At 74.3% G+C, this 4300-nt stretch carries 5 protein-coding genes; 4 read left to right on the top strand and 1 reads right to left on the bottom strand.

Annotated elements, in window-relative coordinates; translation table 11 throughout:
- Positions 1–34: 34 nt before the first annotated feature.
- Complete coding sequence (locus tag ACFVIM_RS33290; RefSeq protein ID WP_384309555.1) at positions 35–805, bottom strand: IclR family transcriptional regulator; 771 nt, start codon at positions 803–805, stop codon at positions 35–37.
- Between the two features lie 261 nt (positions 806–1066).
- Between ACFVIM_RS33290 and ACFVIM_RS33285 the strand changes: the two genes are divergently transcribed.
- From ACFVIM_RS33285 to ACFVIM_RS33270, 4 genes are all read left to right on the top strand, one after another.
- Positions 1067–2587 carry an aldehyde dehydrogenase family protein gene (locus ACFVIM_RS33285; protein ID WP_384309553.1) on the top strand — a complete coding sequence of 507 codons (1521 nt, stop codon included), beginning with the start codon at positions 1067–1069 and terminating at the stop codon, positions 2585–2587.
- A 63-nt stretch (positions 2588–2650) separates the two neighbouring features.
- On the top strand, positions 2651–3700 hold the full coding sequence (locus ACFVIM_RS33280; RefSeq protein ID WP_384309550.1) for an aminotransferase class V-fold PLP-dependent enzyme: 1050 nt from the start codon (positions 2651–2653) through the stop codon (positions 3698–3700).
- Positions 3701–3795: 95 nt separating this feature from the next.
- Positions 3796–3951, top strand: coding sequence for a hypothetical protein (locus ACFVIM_RS33275; RefSeq protein ID WP_384309547.1), 156 nt, complete (start codon positions 3796–3798; stop codon positions 3949–3951).
- Positions 3952–3982: 31 nt separating this feature from the next.
- Positions 3983–4297: a 4a-hydroxytetrahydrobiopterin dehydratase gene (locus tag ACFVIM_RS33270; RefSeq protein ID WP_384309545.1), complete on the top strand. Its 315-nt coding sequence runs from the start codon at positions 3983–3985 to the stop codon at positions 4295–4297.
- The last annotated feature ends 3 nt before the right edge of the window (positions 4298–4300 follow it).

The raw sequence follows: 4300 nt of genomic DNA, 5'->3' as shown, positions 1-4300 counted from the left end.
GGGCCCGGGCCCCACGCGGCCGGGCCGGGAGGGGTCAGAGGCGGCGGGTGGCGAGGGTGAGGCGGTCGCGGGCGTCGAAGAGCGCGTCCTTGATGAGCTGCTCATGCCCCGGCGTCAGCCGCGCCACCGGCACCGAGCAGCTGATCGCGTCCCGCGCCGGTGTCCGGTACGGCACGGCCACCCCGAAGCACCGCAGCCCGAGCGTGTTCTCCTCCCGGTCGACCGCGTACCCCTGCTCCCGGATGTTTCGCAGCTCCTCGATGAGCCGCTCCCGGTCGGTGATGGTGTGTTCGGTCAGCGAGGAGAGGGTGGGCGGCAGCATCGTGCGCACCTGGTCGTCGCTGTAGGTGGCGAGCAGCGCCTTGCCGAGGGAGGTGGAGTGGGCGGGTAGCCGGCGTCCGACGCGGGTGAAGGGCCGTAGGTAGTGCTGGGACTGGCGGGTCGCCAGATAGACCACGTTGGTGCCGTCGAGCCGGGCGAGGTGGATGGTCTCGGTGGTGTCGTCGGAGAGCCGGTCCAGGGTCGGCCGGGCGGCGGCCACGACCTCGTCGCCGTCGATGTAGGAGGTGCCGACGAGGAGGGCGCGTACCCCGATCCCGTACCGCGTCCCGGTGGCGTCGGTCTCGACCCAGCCCAGTTCGACCAGGGTCCGCAGCAGCATGTAGAGGCTGGACTTGGGGTAGCCCACGGCTTCCTGGACGGCGGCCAGTGAGTGCATGCCGGGCCTTCCGGCGAAGAACTCCAGCAACTCCACCGTCCGCACTGCGGACTTGACCTGTGACCCGCCGGATTCGGCCGTCGACATCGCGCGCCCCCTCTTCTCTGGGTTCTCTGGGTCCTGTGGGTTCCGGGGCCCCGGAACCCGCCCGCCCGTGCGTCTCGCGTCCCGGGGCGGTCAGCACCCGTCCCGGCCACCGTCCCGGCGGCGTGGCACGCGTTCTTGACCGTCTCGAACGCCCGGAAATAGAGTCCCCGTACCATTCATCGACAGGAACAGAGTTCACAATACCGAACAACCTGCTGGTGGGTGGCGGAGAAGGGCGAGGAACCCGGAGAGGAAGCCGCCGTGACAACAGCACCAGTCTGGAGTGTCGACCCCCGCACCGGGAAGCGGCGCGAGCGTGCCGCCGCCGAGGCCGACACCCATGAGGTCGCCCGGGTGGTCACCGCCGCCCACGCCGCCCGTGACGCGCTCGCCGACCGGGCCGCCAGAGCCCTGCTGCTGCGCACCGCCGCCGATGTCCTCGACGCCTCCCACGCCCGGATCGTGGAGGCCGCCGACGCCGAGACCGCGCTCGGACCCACCCGGCTCAGTGGTGAACTCGCCCGCACCACGGCCCAGTTACGGGCCTTCGCCGATGTCGTCGACGAGGGCGCCTTCCTCGATATCCGGATCAACCACCCGGACCCCGGCCGTACCCCGCCCTGGCCGGATCTGCGCCGCTACAAGATCCCCCTCGGGGTCGTCGCCGTCTACGCGGCGGGCAACTTCCCGCTGGCGCTCTCCGTCGCGGGCGCCGACACCGCCAGCGCGCTGGCGGCGGGCTGCCCGGTGGTCGTCAAGGCCCATCCGGGCCACCCCGCCACCGCCGAACTCTGCGCCGCCCTGCTGCGGGAGGCCGCCCGCCGCGCCGGACTCCCCGAGGAGATCACCGCCGTCGTCCACGGCTTCGGCGCCGGGGTCGCGCTGATCGGCCACCCCCGGGTCGCCGCCGCCGGTTTCACCGGGTCGGTACGGGGTGGCCGCGCCCTCTTCGACGCGGCCGCCGCCCGTCCCGAACCCATCCCCTTCCACGGTGAACTCGGCTCCCTCAACCCCGTCGTCATCACCGAGGCCGCCGCCGCCGAGCGGGCCGAGTCCCTCGGCGCGGGCCTCGCGGGCTCCATGACGCTGGGCGCGGGCCAGTTCTGCACCAAGCCCGGACTGGTCCTCGCCCCTGTCGGAGCGGCGGGCGACCGCCTGGTGGCGGCCCTGGCCGCCGCCGTCGGCGCCACCGAACCCGGGGTGATGCTGGACCAGCGGCTCCGCGACGCCTTCGTCGCGGGCGTACGCGCACGGGCCGCCCTGCCCTCGGTCGGCACCCCGGTCACCCCCGGGCCCGGTGACGCGCACACCGTGGGCGCCGGGTTCCTGACCGTGCCCGCGTCCCTGCTCGCCGAGGAGGGCCCGCACGACCTGCTCGTCGAGGAGTGCTTCGGACCGGTCACCGTCGTCGCCCGCTACGGCTCCGACGACGAGGCCGAGGCCGTACTGGCCCGGCTCGGCGGCAATCTCACCGCCACCCTGCACCTCTCCGCCGAGGAGGCCGGCGGCCGGGGCCGCTCGGCCGGGCTGCTGGCCCGGCTCACCCCGCTGGCGGGCCGGATCGTGGTCGACGGCTGGCCCACGGGCCTCGCGGTCGCCCCCGCCCAGCACCACGGCGGCCCCTATCCGGCCACCACCTCCACCGCCACCTCCGTCGGTACCACCGCCATCGAACGCTGGCTGCGGCCCGTCACCTACCAGTCCACCCCGGACCCGCTCCTCCCGCCGGAGCTGCGCGAACTCAACCCGCTCGGCCTGCCCCGTACCGTCGTCCGCCCCTGAACCACCGCCGCGCGGCGCGGTGATGTGATTGACCGACCGGCACCCGCGCCCCAGGGTGATCACATGGACACAGCCCTTCGCGGCGCCGAGTTCGCGCCGGAGACGACCTATCTCAACACCTCCACCTGCGGTCTCCTCCCGGTCCGGGCCGCCGACGCCATGGCCGCCCTCGCCCGGGAGCTGACCGGGGGCCGGCCCGGCGGCGCGGGCGACATGGAGACGGTGGACGCGGTACGGGAGTCCTTCGCCCGGATCGTCGGCGTGGGGGCCGACCGGGTCGCGGTCGGCGGTTCGGTCTCCGTCCACACCGGCCTGATCGCCGCCTCCCAGCGCCCCGGCGCGGAGATCCTCGTCCCGGAGGGTGAATACGGCTCCCTGGTCACGCCCTTCGTCACCCGGGGCGATCTCCGGCTGCGCCAGGCACCGCTGGAGCGGCTCGCCGACGCCGTGCGACCGGAGACCGCGCTGGTCGCCTTCTCCTCCGTACAGTCGGCGGACGGCCGGATCGCCGATCTCGACGCGGTACGGGCGGCCGCCGCCGCCCACGGCGCGCGCACCCTGGTGGACGCCTCCCAGGCGGCGGGCTGGCTCGACAACCCGGCGGGACGCTGGGACTACACCGTCACCGGGGGCTTCAAGTACCTGATGTGCCCGCGCGGGGTCTCCTTCCTCACCGTCACCGAGGACGCCCAGCGGACCCTGCTCCCGCTGCACGCCGGGACCTTCGCCGCCCGCCGCCTCTGGGAGTCCGTCTACGGCCCGATCGACGACCTCGCCCCGACCGCCCGCCGCTACGACGAACCCCCGGCCTTCCTCCCGTACCACGGCGCCGAACGCTCCCTCGCGCTGATCGAGGAGATCGGTACGGAGGCGGTCGGCGCCCATGCCACGGCGCTCGCCGGGTACACCCGTACGGCGCTCACCGGCCTCGGGCACACCCCCGTACCGGGGGACTCCGCCATCGTCACCGTCCCCGGCCTGGAACACCGCGTCCCCGACCTGGCCCGCGCCGGAGTGCTGGCGGCCGGACGCGCGGGCGGACTGCGCCTCTCCTTCCACCTCTACAACAGCCGGGCGGACGCGGACCGGGCGCTGGAGGTCCTCGGCGGCTGAGCTCGCCGCCTGGCCGCGCCAGGATGCGGGACTCCGGCACACCACCGCGTACGGGCACGGTATCGCCGCGGCCGACGCCCACACCCGAGCGTGCCGTGACTCTGACCGCCGAGTCCGCCAGGATCGCCTCCGAGACGGGTTCGGCGCGTCACCGCGCGGAGCTGGAGACCCTGCGCCGGACGATGGACCCCTGGCGCGACGACCCCCTCGGCGACCGTCTCGACCAGGCCCTCGCGCCCCTCGCCCCCTGACCGACCCACCCGAACCGAAGGAGCAGATCCCATGGCCGCCACCCCGCTGACCAGCGCGGAACTCGACCAGGCCCTGACCGGCCTCCCCGGCTGGAGCGTCCAGGACGGCAAGCTCTCGGCCACTTTCAAGGCCGATCGTTCCGCCGTGCCCGGTCTCTACGCGGCCGTGGCCGCCGCCGAGGACGAGGCCGACCATCACGCCGAGATCCATGTGCTCTACGGCACGATCGGGTTTGGCCTGAACACGCATGACGCCGGGGGAGCGATCACCGCCCGGGACACGGCGCTCGCCACCCGGATCAGCGCCCTGGCCGCCGAACACGGCGCCCGGCCCGCCGCCGGATAGAGC

This window comes from Streptomyces sp. NPDC057638, from assembly GCF_042800315.1.
Taxonomy (GTDB): Bacteria; Actinomycetota; Actinomycetes; order Streptomycetales; family Streptomycetaceae; genus Streptomyces.
Note: the sequence above shows the minus strand (reverse complement) of the source record. Positions and strands in the feature narration are given on the sequence as shown.